This is a genomic window from Bacillus sp. JZ39 (genome assembly GCF_053903145.1).
Window position 1 is genome coordinate 3,246,508 of record NZ_CP096389.1, and the last position, 14,727, is coordinate 3,261,234.

The following is a 14,727-nucleotide window of genomic DNA, read 5'->3' on the forward strand; positions in this document are numbered from 1 at the left end:
CCCCTTTCACGATTCGAAGTAGTGATGTTTTTCTAAATATTCCTTGGCAACGACAGACGGTTCTTTGAGATTGCCGTCGACTTCATAGTTAAGCTCCTGCATCGTGGCTGTGTCGATTTTTCCGAGCATTTTCTTGATGATGCCTTCAAGCTCAGGATGTTCTTTGAGCACCTTTTCCGGAACAACCGGAGAACAGTCGTACGGCGGGAAAAATTGTTTATCATCCTTTAGCATTTTGAGACCATAGGACTTGATTCTTCCATCGGTTGAATACGCAAGCACAATGTCCATTTTTCCGCTTTTCACCGCGTCGTACACAAGGCCGATCTGCATCGGATACGTGCCGCCAAATGTCATGCCGTAGGTTTTCGTAAAATCCTGATAGCCGTTTCCTTTGAGCTTCATCCAATAGTTATCAACGCCCAGCTTTAATTGCGGCGCCCATTTTTTAACGTCTGATACGGTCTCTAAATGGTATTGGTCGGCCAGCTCCTTGCTGACTGTAAAGGCATATGTATTATCAAACCCGTAGGAGTCATACCACTTTAAATCATATCTTTTTTTAAACTCCCGCTGAGTAAGCGCCAGCGCTTTGTCCGGATCTTTTTCAGGTTCCATTCTCAGCGTGCCTGTCAGCGCGTCTCCCGTATATCTTGTGGCGGCAATGTCGATTTCCCCGTTCATTAAAGCCTGCTGCTGCACCGCGTTGGAGCCAAGATTTTTAATCGTTGTTGTTTTGAGATCTGTATGGTGTTCGATCAACTGGCCAAGCATGCTGGCGATGATTTCTGATTCGCTCATGCTTTGCGCGCCGATTTTAATGGTCTGGTCTGCAGCAGCGCTGAGACCAGGAAGCGAACATCCGCTCAGCGTCAGCGTTGCCACAAGTGCTAAACCTATCATTAATTTGAGATATTTTCTTTTCATGAGCCGCCTCCTTATGACAATTCCTTCAATCTCTGCATGCCGGCAGGTGTCAGTTTTCGTTCAGCAACTGCCAGCACATAATCAATCACAATTGCCAATATCGTGACAGGTACCGCGCCCCCGATGATATATTCCGGCTGATATAAATTCAGTCCGATAAAAATGTAATCACCCAATCCGCCGCCTCCGATAAAGGAAGCAAGCGTGGCCCAGCCGATTAAGTAAATCGTCGATGTTCTGATTCCCGCCATGATCACTGGCGCGGCAAGCGGCAGCTCCACCAAGCGGACTTGTTCAGCCGGCGTCATTCCGATGCCTTTGCCAGACTCGAGCAGATTTTTGTTGACGCCGCGAATGCCGGTATACGTGTTGCGAAGAATCGGCAATACGGAATAGAAAAACAAAGCCACAATGGCCGGAACCTTTCCTACACCAAGGAGCGGGATAAAAAAAGCGAGGATGGCCAGACTCGGCAGCGTCTGAATGATATTGACAATGCCGATAATGGTGCCGGCTCCTTTTTTCATTCTGGTAAGCAAAACCCCGAGGGGGACGGCAACCAGCACACCTAAGATCACAGCAATGAGCGATATCGTAATATGCTCGTATGTTTTATAAAGAAGCTCGCCCCCATTGGTTTGCAAAAATTGAACAATATGATGCATGACTTATCGCCCCTCCCTATGACAATGCTGCGAGCTGCTTTTCTTCTCCCCAGAGGGAGTCATACACGATGTCGACCAGACTTGCCCTCGTCACAATTCCGATCACGCGTCGGTCTTCATCCACAACGGGAACATATTTGACACCCCGTTTTAAAATTTTGCGGACCGTGTCGCGCAGCAGTGTGCCGCCCAGTACTGTGTATATATCTTCATGTAAAACCTCACCTATGAGATTGGCCTTTTTCCGGCATTGATCAATGATTTCAACATCGACATAGCCTTGCAGAACGTGCTTGTCATCGACGACCAGCAATGAATCGACCCGTTCCTGCCTCATCAGCTGAATGGCCTCAGAAAGCGTTTTATCCGCGGTGATCGTTACAGGCTGTGTGTTCATAATCTGGTCAACCCGTTCAACATCCGGGCTGGATGATTGAATCAGCCGCTCCTTGCCGATAAATTCCTCAACAAATTCGTCTGCCGGATTTCTTAAAATGTCATCGGGCGTTCCAACTTGAACGATTTCTCCCGCTTTTAAAATCACAATCCGGTCTGCCAGCTTAATCGCTTCATCCATATCGTGGGTAACAAATACGATGGTTTTATGTAAGGTTTTTTGCAGTTTTTTAAATTCTTCCTGGAGGGAATCCCTCGTAATCGGGTCGAGTGCCCCAAACGGTTCATCCATTAAGATAAGCGGCGGCTCCGCGGCAAGTGCCCGTAATACACCAATTCGCTGCTGCTGCCCCCCGCTTAATTCATGAGGGTAACGGTCTACATATTCTGGCCCCATATCGACCAATTTTAAAAGCTCACGGGCCCGTTCTTTACGCTGCTGCTCCGGCCATTTCAGCAGTTTTGGGACGAGTGAGATATTCTGCTGAATGGTCATATGGGGAAACAGGCCGATCTGCTGAATCACATAGCCAATTTTGCGCCTGAGCTCTACAGGATCCTGATCCATGATGTTTTCGCCGTCAATGAAAATCTTTCCGGCGGAAGGCTCAATTAATCGGTTAATCATTTTCATTGTTGTCGTTTTTCCGCAGCCGCTCGGCCCGATAAAGCAGATAAATTCGCCTTTTGCAATCTTAAGATTTACGTTGTTCACGGCTTTTTTGCCGCCCTTGTATGTTTTCGAGACATTTTCTAATGTCAGCAAACATCGCACCTCCAAAATTAAGTTTATTCAATTTGTTCAGTTTAAATTTAATTTTTCAGACAATTGAATGCTTCCCATTATAGAATAAAGTTTATAAAATAAAAAGTTTACAATTTGTTCATATTATTTATAAAGTATGTGTAAACGCTGATTTACCCGCATTGACGTGTGTTGATCTCCTTATTGCTCCAATTTCCTGCCAAATTCTCTTTTGACAGCATTTTCGCCGTATCAAAAATGTGGTATATTGACATCGGAATTGTTAGCTGAAAGGATGAAACCGTTGGAGAAAGATCCGTTAACGATCATTGAACAGGCCGAGGACCATTTTATAGAAAGAATCGCGGAAAACATGCATGCATTTGGAATGCCCTCTACCGTCGGACGAGTGCTGGGCATTATTTATATGAATCGAAAACCGATGACGCTTACGGAATTATCTGAGGCCACCGGCATGAGCAAAACACGCATGAGCCAGGTAGTGCGGGAAATGCTTGATGCCAACATTGCCGAGAAGGTGTTCGAAAAAGGCGTGCGAAAAGATTTATATGAGGTTGAGCAGGACTACTATCAAACATTTATCACGCTGTTTTCAGCCACCTGGAGCAAAGTCGTCAGCAAAAACAAAATGATGCATAAAAAACTCAATCGGGAGCTGCTTAGCGTGTTGGATGAAGAGCTTACTCCTGAAGCGGAAGAAAAAGTGAATGAACTGCTGAAAGAATTAAAGGAATGGCTTGATTATTATAATTGGCTCAGCCGTTTGATTGAGTTTTTTGAGAGCGAAGAAATTTTTAAATATGTGCCGAAGCCGTAAAAAACGCCCTGTCATTACAAGGCGTTTTTTCTTATGCGGCACCTGCCAAGTTTTTCTTCTTTCTCTTTTTAATCGGACTTAATGCTCGTTCAAGCCAGCCCATGACCAAATCGGCAATCACCGCCATCAGAGCTGTGGGGATCGCTCCCGCTAATATAATCGCGGTTCCGTTTGTGGCGTTTGATCCTCTGACGATGATGTCCCCGAGACCGCCAGCACCGACAAATGTCCCGATGGCCGTAATGCCGATGGCAATGACAAGCGCGGTGCGCAGGCCGGCCATTATGACAGAAAGCGCAAGCGGAAGCTCGACCATCCGCAGCACTTGAAATTTTGTCATCCCCATTGCTTTTCCGGATTCAAGATAGGCGTGCTCAATACTGATAATCCCAGTATACGTATTTCTGATAATCGGCAGAAGAGAATACAGAAATAATGACAATATCACCGTATTAGCGCCCAGCCCCATGACAAGCATCAGCACGGCGAGCATGGCGAGAGCCGGGATGGTCTGAATGACGTTCGTGACCGCAAAAACCCATCCGCTTAATCTTCTGTATCTGGCTATCAGGATGCCAAGCGGAATTCCAACAATGGCAGCAAATAAAACGCCGTACACCGACATCAGAAAATGGCGGTAAAATTCCTGCATCACGTAACCGCCGTTTTGCGAATAGTATGTGCCAAGCTGCTGTAGTACTTCCATATGATCCACCTCTTTTCTTAGTCAAAATAATGATGTTTCTCTAAAAATTCCTTTGCTACGACAGACGGCTCCTTCAGCTTGCCATCCACCTCATAATTAAGTTCCTGCATCGTTTCCGTGTCGATTTGCCCAATCAGCTTATTGATCACACCTTCAAGTTCCGGATGCTCCTTAAGCACCTTTTCCGGAATCACCGGTGAACAGTCATACGGTGGAAAGAAACGCTTATCGTCTTTTAAGATTTTCAGATCATATGCTTTAATCCGTCCATCCGTTGAATAAGCCAAAACGGCGTCCATTTTCCCATTTTTGACTGCGTCATAGACAAGCCCGATCTGCATTGGATAAGTTGTGCCGAACTCAAAGCCATATGTGCTGACAAAGCCTTTATACCCGTCGCCTTTTCGTTTCAGCCAAGCATTGTCGACGCCTAATTTATATTGGGAGGCATTTTTTTTCAGGTCGGACACGGTGTTAATATGCTCCTTTTCCGCAAACTTTTTTGTTACGGTGAAGGCATATGTGTTATCAAAGCCGTAGGAATCAAACCATTTATAGGAAAAGCGTTTTTGAAACTCGTTCTGCACAATGTTCAGCGCTTTTTTCGGATCTTTCTCCGCTTCCTTGCCGAGGGTGCTTGTTAAATCTGTTCCGGAATAGCGCGTGGCTGAAATATCAATGTCACCGCCCAGCATCGCTTGGTGCTGAACATAGTTTGAGCCGAGGTTTTTCACTAAAGCAGTATTCAAATCTGTATCATGTTCAATAAGCTGCGCGATCATATTCGCTAAAATTTCTGATTCTGTCATGCTCTGCGCCCCGATTTTGATCGTATCGTCAGAAGCGCCGCCTAGACCCGGCAGAGAGCAGCCGCCTAGCAGCATGACAAAGACGAGAGCAAACGCGCCAAGCCATTTGATTTTTGTCATTTTCAACAGTGCCAACTCCTTACGAAACTTCCTTCATCCCTTGCAAGCCTTTCGGCGTCACCTTTCGTTCTGTCACAGCCAGCACATAATCAATAATAATTGCCAGAATTGTGACAGGCACGGCACCGCCAATGATATATTCAGGCTGGTATAGGTTCAGTCCGATAAAAATATAGTCCCCGAGGCCGCCTCCCCCGATAAACGACGCAAGTGTCGCCCAGCCAATTAGATAGATCGTTGATGTGCGGATCCCCGCCATGATGATGGGAATCGCCAGCGGGATTTCAACGAGCCGAATCTGCTCCCAGCCGGTCATGCCAATCCCTTTCCCCGATTCCAGGAGGTTTTTATTTACACCTTTAATGCCGGTATACGTATTGCGCAAGATCGGCAGCACCGAATAGAAAAATAAAGCGACAATCGCAGGCACTTTTCCTACGCCGAGAAGCGGAATAAAAAAGGCTAAAATTGCCAGACTCGGCAGGGTTTGCACAATGTTTACGAAACCGATTACCGCACCTGCGCCTTTTTTCATTCTGGTAAGAGCAACGCCGAGCGGCACTGCAACGATAATACCCAATACAACGGCTATGAGTGAAATATATAAATGCTCTCCTGTTTTATACAACAGCTCTCCGCCGTTCGTTTGCAAAAAAGTCATCATTTGATTCATCTTAAAAGAGCTCCTCCCCTGGTCAGATCGTCATGAGCTGGTTTTCCTCGTCGCCCCAAATGGAATCGTATACGATATCAACGAGGCTCGCTCTTGTCACAATCCCTGCTAAATGGTTCTGTTCATCGACCACCGGAACATACTTGATCCCCTGCTTCAAAATTTTTCGGACTGTATCGCGAAGAAGCGCCCCTTTTTGAACGGTATATATATCTGAGCGGTATACGTCGCCAACGATGCTTGCTTTTTTGCGGTTTTGATCAATCATTTCCACATCAACATAGCCCTTCAGCACGTTTTGCCGGTCCACAACGAGCAGCGAGTCAACACGTTTTTCTCTCATCAGCTGAATCGCCTGAGAAAGCGTTTTGTCCGCAGATACCGTCACCGGCGTTCTGTTCATCATTTGCTCTACCCGCTCGATATCCGGTCTTGACTGAATCAGGCGCTCTTTCCCGATAAATTCTTCAACAAACTCATTTGCCGGGTTTCGAAGAATCTCATCAGGTGTGCCGACTTGAACGATTTCTCCCGCTTTTAATATCACAATCCTGTCAGCAAGCTTAATCGCTTCATCCATATCGTGGGTTACAAACACAATCGTTTTGTTTAAGGTTCTCTGCAGTTTTTTGAATTCTTCCTGAAGGGAATCACGCGTAATCGGATCAAGCGCTCCGAACGGTTCATCCATTAAAATGAGAGGGGGTTCCGCTGCCAGGGCGCGCAGCACGCCGATTCTCTGCTGCTGTCCGCCGCTGAGCTCATGCGGATAACGGTCTAAATACTCCGGGCCCATATCCACAAGCTTTAACAGCTCGCGCGCCCGTTCTTTCCGTTTTTCCTCAGGCCATTTCAGCAGCTTTGGTACGAGTGAGATGTTCTGCTGGATGGTCATATGGGGGAACAAACCAATCTGCTGAATCACATAGCCGATTTTTCTCCTCAGCTCAACCGGATCCTGTTCCATAATATTTTCTCCGTCGATAAAGATCCTTCCAGACGATGGTTCTATCAGTCTGTTGATCATCTTCATCGTCGTCGTTTTTCCACAGCCGCTCGGGCCGATAAAACAGATAAATTCACCTTTGGCAATATCTAAATCAATGCTGTTCACAGCTTTTTTGCCGCCTTTATATACTTTTGACACTTGTTCCAATTTCAGCAATCCGTGCACCTCCGCAGGTTTCCTTTAAATTTTCTGAAAAGTATAATCCTTATTATAGTTTGAACTTTGTAAAATAAAAAGTTTACAATGTGTTGAAATTATATGTTATTTATAGATTATTTATTGTTATGACCGAGACGGAAAGGGTGTTCTTACAATTACGCCGGATACCTCCCACTTCCTCAGCATTCAGCTATTTTCAACACCAGGAAGAAATATGATATATTGACACCATCAATTGCCATTTGAAGGGATGATCAGCTGTGAAAAAAACCGCTCTCGACATCATTGAACATGCTGAAGAGCATCTCATTGAGAAGATTGCCGAAAATATGCATACGTTTGGAATGCCTTCAACTGTCGGACGTGTGCTCGGAATTATTTATATGAATCGAAAACCAATGACCTTAAGCGAGCTCTCTGAGGCAACGGGCATGAGCAAAACACGGATGAGCCAGGTTGTCCGGGAAATGATCGATGCCAATATCGCCGAAAAGGTGTTTGAAAAAGGCGTACGAAAAGACCTTTATGACGTCGAGCAGGATTATTATCAAACCTTCATTTCTTTATTCGCGGCGAATTGGACAAAGGTCGTGAGCAAAAACAAAGTGCTGTATAAAAAATTAAACCGGGAGCTGAGTGATCTTTTACAAAGGGACGGGCTTACCCCGGAAGCGGAAGAGAAAGTCAATCAGCTGCTGAATGAATTAAAAGAATGGCTTCATTACTATGATTGGCTGAGCAGGTTGATTGAATTTTTTGAGAGTGAGGAAGTCTTTCGGTACGTGCCAAAAACAAAAGAAAGCAGCTCTCTAAAATAAGGAGCTGCTTTTTGCATCATGAGGTTAAGATCGGAAACATGCCTTTCAGCCCCGCACCAATCATCCCGACCGCAACCACGGCTAAGATTAATCCCATCAGTCTGGTAATCACATTCATCTCGGTTTTTCCGAGTTTGCTGCTGATAAAAGCAGAATAGTGGAAAAAGAGAAAGGTCAGGGCAATAACGGCGGCTATGCCGATCATGACAGCCGCATAATGACCAATGCCGCTATGACCGGCGGAAAGGCTCATCACTGTTGCAATCGTTCCGGGCCCAGCAATGATCGGAATGGATAAAGGTGTGACTGATATATCCGCTTTTTCCTTGCTTTCCTTATGTTCATCATGGTGAAGAGATTGCACGTGCGATTCTTTCGCATTCAATAGATTATAGGCAATGCCGAAAATGAATATGCCGCCCGCCACTCGGAGCGCGTGAATGTTGATATCAAACAGTTTAAAGATAAGATGACCGAAAACCAAAAAAGCTGCGAGAATAAAAAAGGATAAAATAGCTGCCTTCCGGGCAATCGCTTTTCTTTCCGCTGCAGTATAGCCTTCTGTCAGCGTCAGAAATATCGGTACGTTTCCGATCGGATTCGATACTGCGAATAAAGAAATGAAGACGTGAACGATAAATGAGAACATCATATACCTCCTTGTTGATAGTCTCTGCACAGGAAATAGAATTATTCTCCACCCTTTTACCCGGAGGCGATTTCCCGGTAAACCTTTATAGCCTGTCAGAAACGCGCCATGCTACAATGAAGTGACAAATTGAATAGGAAGGACGTATACAGATGTTCAAAAAAATTGCGGCAGATGCCTTGGGCTTATCTGATATCGGAAAAATTATCGAACCTCAGGACTATGACAAAACAGACGCAGATGACTATGTCATGCATGAAGATAATGAGAAAATTTATTTCTTGATTAAAACAAAAGCAGACGAGTATTGCTTTACGAACCTGGCCCTGATCCATGTAGACGGCGAACGCGCCACTTCCTCGAAACGAACGTTGAAACGCTATCCTTATTCGCAATATAAAATCTCTGACGTTTTTCTTGAAACTGCCGGAAAAGTGGATTTGGATGTTGAAATTAAGTTCAAGCTGGGCGGTGAACAATTCGACATTGATGTCCACAAAGACCAGATTGAAAAGTTAAAAGACCTTTATAAAGCACTGCTTCGCATCGCTGAAACAACCTATGAAAATGACATTTTAATCAATCAAGCGGAGCAAAGCTTAGATAAAGCAGTGACGATTCTTCACCATACCCGCCCTGAGCACGTCAATATTGAAACGCAATACAAAGAGCTGACCGAATTCGGATTTACTTGGCTGACATCCGTTCGCTCGCAGTATCATATTAAGGATTTTGGGGATGTATTTGAGAAATATATGAATAACTAGATAAAAAAAGACACAGCTGCTATCGGGCTCGTGTCTTTTTTTGTATGAATATTGATTACTTTACAACTTTTTTCTTTTATAATAAAACTATCAGTCTATTTTCCCTATATTACAGATAAAGGAGTTATTTTATGTATTGTCCTCAATGCGGCCATCAAACAGATGGCGGAAATTTTTGTGAGAAATGCGGATCACCGCTCCCCGGTCAATCAGGCCACCAGCATGCAGCTCAAACTGGAGCCGCTGCAAAGCAAGCAGCAAAACAGTTCGGCTCATTTGTCTTATCCGTCCTGAAACGCCCTTATCAGGAATGTAAAACAACAGGCGGAGAGCAGCTGATCAGCGCAATCATTACGATGGTTCTTTTCAGTTTGCTGACCCCTTTGATGTTTTATATTCTTTTTTCAGACGGTCCCGGAAGCGTAAGCTTTACAGCAATCTTCTTAGAGCCAACCATTTATTTTATTTTATTTCTATTAGGCCTGCATGCATGCATCTTTTTCGCCCTGAAAATCGCGGGAAACCAAGTGTCTTTCAAGGATTCATTCTCAAGATTCGGAGCGTTTCTCATTCCTTTTACGGCTATTTTGATTCTTGCCCTTTTCTTCTTTTTATTACATACAGACATTTGCTTTACCATATTAGCCGTTGGTTTAATCGGTGCATTCTTCGCCATTCCTCCTGCGATGCTGGGCAGTTACCAGCATTCATATAAAGGGAAGGTTGATGTCATTTACTCAACGATTGTGATTTATCTGATCATCTGCGTTACATTTCAGCTTATTATCGAACACTATGTCAAAGAAATTTTCCGTTATATGCTCTTTTAAAAACAACCCCATCACCTGCTGGTGATGGGGTTGTTTTATTGAATAGACGTTAAGTAAATTCTTCCGTTCTTCACTACGCCGGTATAGGTCCAGTTATATGTTCTGAGCTTTGGACTGCCGCCTGATTTTGTGATGTAGAATTCTTCATACGTCTTAATCGTGATAGCCGACCCATTTTGGCTCCAGCTTTTCACTTCATAGTTATTAAAGTCTTCTGTTGTCCCCTCTTTATTTAATTTCGACACGAGATGCTGCTGGTCGGAATAAAGGGAACTGCCTTTTTCAAGGCTGTCTTCCATCAGTGAGAAATTATTTTGATTCACGGCATCTGCCTGACTTTGCAGATAACTGCCCATAAATAATGTCACTTGTTCATCTGTAACATCGCCGCTTGCAGAGCTTTCACTGCCTTTGTTTTTCGAGCCAGCCCAGGCGGAAGTGTATGTCTCTGGTTTATCATTTTTGATTTTCTTTATATTTGTGCCTGCAGATTGGAATGTTGATTCTGCATCTTCGAAAATCCACTTTTTCTGTTTTTTATCATATGAAAGAAGATATTCATAACTCGGACTGTCGTCAGTCATTTCAGATTTTGTATAGTCGTTATACGAAGAAGACTGGTGAAGTTCTTTTCCTGTTACCGATACCTGCCACGTTCCGTCGTTTTTCTGAGAGAGGGCAAATGTGTCCAGGTCAAAATCAGTTTCCAAGTATCTATCTTTTAAGTATGAATCCGCGCTTTTCATAGAATCAACGGTGTCCTTCGTCTCTGTCTTCCAATTGGCACTTGCCTCTGTCATCTGGGCTGTATTCCCATCAGATAGAGCTTTGGAGTATTGTTTTGTTGTTTTGACAATTGTGTTCATAATCTGTTCCTGTGTATCTTGATCAGGAATTAACGTTAACTCCATTTCTTTATCATCGATCGGAACGCCGGCAGTTTTTGTTTTTCCCCACGGAAATTCTGCCTCGACTGAAGCTGTCATTGATCCATCTGTCAGCAGCGGACCGTATGTTACGGATTTGAATGGGTCTTTATGAATCGACTTGCCGTTAATCAGCAAATCTCCCTTCCCGCTCTTGATGTCATCCGCTAAGCTGAATGTCACATCGTCTGCTTCCAATGAGAGATCAACACGAAAGCTGTTATCGCCAACCGCCTGAATGTCTTCCTTTTTCACAAGGTCAACGACATCGTTTTTCAGTTTGGCTGAGACTGTATATTCGCCGGGAATGTACGGACCGAGGGTTTGTGCTTGATCTGCTTTCTTTACAGATCCGGCTTCCTCTTTATTGACATATAAATCGGTATTTTTATAATTGCTGGTCACTTCAAAATAAACAGGTGCTACCTTTAAGTCGTAATGGTCAAATACCAGCAGGCTTTTTCCGTCTTTTTCTGCGTATACGATATCCTTCTGGGCTGTTTCCTCACGGAGCGATGCAAAAAGTTCATCTTTTTTGTCTGGATGATCCTTCAAATATGTAAGAAACGGTTTTACATTATTTTTAGTGAGTTTAAGATTGTCATTTACCGGTGTAAGCAGAGTCGCGATTTGGTCCTGATCCCCATCATTTACGGCCTGTTCAAACTTGTCTACTAACCTATCCTTTGAAGTAAAATACGCTCCGGTTTTATATGCGGCGAATAATATAACGCACGCCGCGGCAATGCTGCTCCATAAAATGATGGTTTTCTTAGGGATCGGTTTTCGCGGAGCCTGCCTTGTTTCTGCAGTGCTAGCTGTTTCTTGATTTGCCTGTTTGCTGCCCCCTCCGATCGGGGTGCCGCATTGTTTACAAAACTTGGCTCCTTCATTATTCTGGGAGCCGCAATTCTTACAAAAAAACATGACTTTCCTCCTATTCTACTAATTTGATAACATTTACTGCTTTTCATATTTTATAATAAAACAGAATGAAATTGGGAACGAATGAAAAAATTAAATGTCTATCAGACTAAAAAGGTGGTACGAATATGCAAAAGCTCAGGATTGAATTAGGAGAAGAAAAAAATGACGAATTATATGATCTATTGCTGCTCGCCGATCCATCGAAAGACATTGTAGATGAATATCTTGAGAGGGGAGAATGTTACACAGCTTGGGCCGGTGATGAGCTTGCAGGTGTTTATGTATTGCTAAAAACAAGGCCGCAAACAGTTGAAATTGTAAATATTGCGGTAAAAGAATCTCTTCAGAAGAAGGGCTTTGGCAAACAGCTTGTACTTGACGCCATCGAAAAAGCGAAGGAGCTGGGGGCGGACACGATTGAAATCGGCACGGGGAATTCGAGCATTCATCAGCTTTCCCTCTATCAAAAATGCGGATTCCGCATTCAGGCGATCGACCACGATTTCTTTCTCAGACATTATGATGAGGACATTTTTGAAAACGGGATTCAATGCCGCGATATGGTGAGGCTTTATTTGGATCTTTAATAAAAGAGCTGCCGCATGATCATCGGCAGCTCTTTTATATAGAAATTAAAAAAACTGATTCGCTTTTTTTCCGGTATCCCGCTGCATTCCTTTCCTCACTGACAGTATAAAAAAAGTCAGGACGAGAGTCAGACCGACAGCCAGAAAAATATAATCAGCGTCCATAAACACAAGAAGCACTGTGTAAACAGCTGCTGAAAGAGGTTCTCCCATCTTTACGATAGAAAAAATAAGCGCGAATATTCTTCCGAAGTATTCAGTCGGAACCGTCTTTTGAAAATACAGAACCGTTTGCACATCAATATAGGAGATGATGACGCCCAGCACCAAAAAAATGGCACATTCCAGCCCGCTAAGCGGAAAAAACAAAAACATAATGAGCAGCCCTACCGCTGTTAAAGTTCTGGGATAAAGCCGTTCTAGCCGCTTCGTATTCCACTTGAAAAATACAGCAAGATTCCCTAAGAGCATTCCGCCCTGAAACATTGAATACATGATGGCGAACCATACGGAATAGTTCTCATGAAAACGTTCCACTGCAAGAATCGGCCCCATTACAGAAATAAACCCGGCAATGACAAGATTTACGATAAAAAAATAACCGACAGCAGTCATCCAAGATGAGTTGCCCTTCAGCATTCTGTAGCCTGTCTTAAGGGCTTCTGCCCCTTTGCTTTTTAGGCCGGCAGATTCTGAAATGTGAATAAGGGCAATCAATGCAGCGGATACGAAAAATGCCGTCCCATTTATGAGAAACAGTAGCCCAAACGGAATCGCCGCAATCAAAACGCCGCTAATCAGCTTTCCGACGATCAGACCAATAAGTTCGCTAGTGTTAATTAATGAAGTCGCCTGATCGAGATGTTTCTGAGGGACAAGCAGCGGAATAAGCGCCACTTTCGCCGGGGAAAAGAGCATCGATTGCAGCGATAAACAAAATGCGCATATACCAATGATCCATACAGTTAACAAACCGTTCGCACTAAGGACTGCCAAGAGAATCATGATGACTGCTCTTCCGGTATTACACACATACAATATGGATTTTTTTCGTAATGAATCAATTAAAGGTCCGGTAAACATTCCGAATGTCAATGGAACGAGCTCGATAAAAGAGATTACCCCGACCAATATTTTGCTTCCGGTCAAATCGAGCACTAGAAGCGGAAGCGCGATGAGCCAGACGCCATCCGCCGCGGAGGAAAATACTTGTGCAGACCAAAGCTTTGCATAATTTGGTGTTCGATATGCCGAATTACGTCCGCTTTTTTTCTTCATCAGAAGCACCGCCGAACCATTCTAATGTTCTCCATGATTCTTTTCTTTGTGTATAGTCCTCTTCCATCACTTCAAATACGATACCCGTGCCATCCCCGCGGTGTATCTCCTTTAACATCTCCGCCGCTTGTCTGAGCAACGGTTCATTAATCGTTCCTTCAGCGGGATGACGCCCTTCAAAACAGCGGACATCACCATGCGGGAAGGCTAGCTGGCGAAACGAACTGAAATGATAATGTTTAATGCTGTCCTTTAAGGAAAGAAACTGAAAAAAATCAGGGTATCTCAGCTTTTCATCCCTGAACATAAGTGATGATGACAGATGTGTCTGATAGGTAATGGCCCAATGACACAGATCCCATGTAATGCCGACATGTTTTAAACCGAGCTGAACCAACTCCTCAAAATCCTCAGGATAAATAAATATCGGGTCAAAGTCTTCGCCCAGATTCCCGATAATCGGTAGATTTTCGACTCCAATCCATATATCTGTTCCTTTCAGCTCATCATCAAACGCCGCAAAAAATTCAATCACTTTTCTGCGGTTTCCTTCTAAGTCATAGCTTTGAAATTCTTCAACGGACATAAATTGATTGGCATGAACAGTTATGCCCTTAGCGCCGTACATATCCGCAAGCTCTGCAAAATGCAGCAGACGGTCCTTTATATGCGCTTCGTGAACATAATCCGCATTGTCGGTGGGAAAATGAAGTGTCAATAATGACAGCTCAAGCTGTTTAGTGTAATCAAGTGTCCGCTTGAAGGTTTTCACATAATCGGTTTCTTCAAACGACTTTCCGTCGAAGATGTTGGCTTCAAGACCGTATCCTGCTTCGACCCACTTTTTATCGATTTGCTTCGGGTCTAACCCGAAAAACGGTATTTGCGCAATCATCCG

General features: G+C 44.0%; 16 protein-coding genes. 5 read left to right on the top strand and 11 right to left on the bottom strand.

Annotated features, from left to right (window positions below; genetic code table 11):
- Nucleotides 1–6: 6 nt before the first annotated feature.
- From opuBC to opuBA, 3 genes are read right to left on the bottom strand one after another with little or no spacing between them, the layout of a single operon-like run.
- Complete coding sequence (gene opuBC / locus M1D65_RS16710; protein WP_021480617.1) at nt 7–927, bottom strand: choline ABC transporter substrate-binding lipoprotein OpuBC; 921 nt, start codon at nt 925–927, stop codon at nt 7–9.
- An 11-nt stretch (nt 928–938) separates the two neighbouring features.
- Entirely contained in the window at nt 939–1,592 is a 654-nt protein-coding gene (opuBB, locus tag M1D65_RS16715; RefSeq protein ID WP_064671587.1) for a choline ABC transporter permease OpuBB, read from the bottom strand.
- Between the two features lie 16 nt (nt 1,593–1,608).
- Nucleotides 1,609–2,754 (bottom strand): choline ABC transporter ATP-binding protein OpuBA, encoded by a 1,146-nt coding sequence (opuBA, locus tag M1D65_RS16720; protein WP_064671586.1) that lies wholly within the window; start codon nt 2,752–2,754, stop codon nt 1,609–1,611.
- A gap of 283 nt (nt 2,755–3,037) precedes the next feature.
- Here opuBA and M1D65_RS16725 point away from each other — a divergent pair, with 283 nt between their 5' ends.
- Nucleotides 3,038–3,571, top strand: a complete 534-nt coding sequence (locus tag M1D65_RS16725) for a GbsR/MarR family transcriptional regulator (protein ID WP_014478002.1) — start codon at nt 3,038–3,040, stop codon at nt 3,569–3,571.
- A gap of 31 nt (nt 3,572–3,602) precedes the next feature.
- On the opposite strand, the gene opuCD is transcribed toward M1D65_RS16725, so the two are convergent.
- Genes opuCD through opuCA form a run of 4 tightly spaced genes read right to left on the bottom strand, consistent with a single transcriptional unit; the run spans nt 3,603 to nt 7,044 of the window.
- A complete protein-coding gene (opuCD, locus tag M1D65_RS16730) occupies nt 3,603–4,277 on the bottom strand; it encodes a glycine betaine/carnitine/choline/choline sulfate ABC transporter permease OpuCD (RefSeq protein WP_015714713.1) in 675 nt (224 codons plus the stop codon).
- A 17-nt stretch (nt 4,278–4,294) separates the two neighbouring features.
- The gene (opuCC, locus tag M1D65_RS16735; protein WP_072175116.1) at nt 4,295–5,206 is read right to left on the bottom strand and encodes an osmoprotectant ABC transporter substrate-binding lipoprotein OpuCC; all 912 of its coding nucleotides are present in this window, start codon (nt 5,204–5,206) and stop codon (nt 4,295–4,297) included.
- Nucleotides 5,207–5,225: 19 nt separating this feature from the next.
- Nucleotides 5,226–5,879, bottom strand: coding sequence for a glycine betaine/carnitine/choline/choline sulfate ABC transporter permease OpuCB (gene opuCB / locus M1D65_RS16740; protein WP_003228349.1), 654 nt, complete (start codon nt 5,877–5,879; stop codon nt 5,226–5,228).
- 22 nt (nt 5,880–5,901) lie between these two features.
- A complete protein-coding gene (opuCA, locus tag M1D65_RS16745; RefSeq protein ID WP_003243370.1) occupies nt 5,902–7,044 on the bottom strand; it encodes an osmoprotectant ABC transporter ATP-binding protein OpuCA in 1,143 nt (380 codons plus the stop codon).
- Nucleotides 7,045–7,307: 263 nt separating this feature from the next.
- Here opuCA and opcR point away from each other — a divergent pair, with 263 nt between their 5' ends.
- The gene (gene opcR, locus M1D65_RS16750) at nt 7,308–7,865 is read left to right on the top strand and encodes an opuC operon transcriptional regulator OpcR (protein ID WP_003228345.1); all 558 of its coding nucleotides are present in this window, start codon (nt 7,308–7,310) and stop codon (nt 7,863–7,865) included.
- Between the two features lie 16 nt (nt 7,866–7,881).
- On the opposite strand, the gene M1D65_RS16755 is transcribed toward opcR, so the two are convergent.
- Nucleotides 7,882–8,517 (bottom strand): NAAT family transporter, encoded by a 636-nt coding sequence (locus M1D65_RS16755; protein WP_077671078.1) that lies wholly within the window; start codon nt 8,515–8,517, stop codon nt 7,882–7,884.
- A 149-nt stretch (nt 8,518–8,666) separates the two neighbouring features.
- Here M1D65_RS16755 and M1D65_RS16760 point away from each other — a divergent pair, with 149 nt between their 5' ends.
- Nucleotides 8,667–9,281, top strand: coding sequence for a PH domain-containing protein (locus tag M1D65_RS16760; RefSeq protein WP_003228342.1), 615 nt, complete (start codon nt 8,667–8,669; stop codon nt 9,279–9,281).
- A 131-nt stretch (nt 9,282–9,412) separates the two neighbouring features.
- Nucleotides 9,413–10,111 carry a zinc ribbon domain-containing protein gene (locus M1D65_RS16765; protein ID WP_032726870.1) on the top strand — a complete coding sequence of 233 codons (699 nt, stop codon included), beginning with the start codon at nt 9,413–9,415 and terminating at the stop codon, nt 10,109–10,111.
- A 35-nt stretch (nt 10,112–10,146) separates the two neighbouring features.
- Here M1D65_RS16765 and M1D65_RS16770 read toward each other — a convergent pair whose 3' ends face one another.
- Nucleotides 10,147–11,964, bottom strand: coding sequence for a zinc ribbon domain-containing protein (locus M1D65_RS16770; protein WP_064671585.1), 1,818 nt, complete (start codon nt 11,962–11,964; stop codon nt 10,147–10,149).
- 125 nt (nt 11,965–12,089) lie between these two features.
- On the opposite strand from M1D65_RS16770, the gene M1D65_RS16775 reads away from it, so the two are divergent.
- Entirely contained in the window at nt 12,090–12,551 is a 462-nt protein-coding gene (locus M1D65_RS16775) for a GNAT family N-acetyltransferase (protein WP_032726872.1), read from the top strand.
- Nucleotides 12,552–12,596: 45 nt separating this feature from the next.
- Here the strand turns inward: M1D65_RS16775 and M1D65_RS16780 are convergent, their stop codons facing one another.
- Both M1D65_RS16780 and M1D65_RS16785 read right to left on the bottom strand, forming a co-directional pair.
- Nucleotides 12,597–13,829: an MFS transporter gene (locus tag M1D65_RS16780; RefSeq protein WP_172850029.1), complete on the bottom strand. Its 1,233-nt coding sequence runs from the start codon at nt 13,827–13,829 to the stop codon at nt 12,597–12,599.
- Entirely contained in the window at nt 13,807–14,724 is a 918-nt protein-coding gene (locus M1D65_RS16785; RefSeq protein WP_064671582.1) for a sugar phosphate isomerase/epimerase family protein, read from the bottom strand. The genes M1D65_RS16780 and M1D65_RS16785 overlap by 23 nt, the downstream gene beginning before the upstream one ends.
- Nucleotides 14,725–14,727 lie beyond the last annotated feature (3 nt).

Excerpts from the sequence above, each read along its gene's own strand:
- opuBC (WP_021480617.1), bottom strand. The coding sequence starts at position 927 with ATGAAAAGAAAATATCTCAAATTAATGATAGGTTTAGCACTTGTGGCA.
- opuBB (WP_064671587.1), bottom strand. The coding sequence starts at position 1,592 with ATGCATCATATTGTTCAATTTTTGCAAACCAATGGGGGCGAGCTTCTT.
- opuCD (WP_015714713.1), bottom strand. The coding sequence starts at position 4,277 with ATGGAAGTACTACAGCAGCTTGGCACATACTATTCGCAAAACGGCGGT.
- opuCC (WP_072175116.1), bottom strand. The coding sequence starts at position 5,206 with ATGACAAAAATCAAATGGCTTGGCGCGTTTGCTCTCGTCTTTGTCATG.
- opuCB (WP_003228349.1), bottom strand. The coding sequence starts at position 5,879 with ATGAATCAAATGATGACTTTTTTGCAAACGAACGGCGGAGAGCTGTTG.
- M1D65_RS16755 (WP_077671078.1), bottom strand. The coding sequence starts at position 8,517 with ATGATGTTCTCATTTATCGTTCACGTCTTCATTTCTTTATTCGCAGTA.
- M1D65_RS16760 (WP_003228342.1), top strand. The coding sequence starts at position 8,667 with ATGTTCAAAAAAATTGCGGCAGATGCCTTGGGCTTATCTGATATCGGA.
- M1D65_RS16765 (WP_032726870.1), top strand. The coding sequence starts at position 9,413 with ATGTATTGTCCTCAATGCGGCCATCAAACAGATGGCGGAAATTTTTGT.
- M1D65_RS16770 (WP_064671585.1), bottom strand. The coding sequence starts at position 11,964 with ATGTTTTTTTGTAAGAATTGCGGCTCCCAGAATAATGAAGGAGCCAAG.
- M1D65_RS16775 (WP_032726872.1), top strand. The coding sequence starts at position 12,090 with ATGCAAAAGCTCAGGATTGAATTAGGAGAAGAAAAAAATGACGAATTA.
- M1D65_RS16780 (WP_172850029.1), bottom strand. The coding sequence starts at position 13,829 with ATGAAGAAAAAAAGCGGACGTAATTCGGCATATCGAACACCAAATTAT.
- M1D65_RS16785 (WP_064671582.1), bottom strand. The coding sequence starts at position 14,724 with ATGATTGCGCAAATACCGTTTTTCGGGTTAGACCCGAAGCAAATCGAT.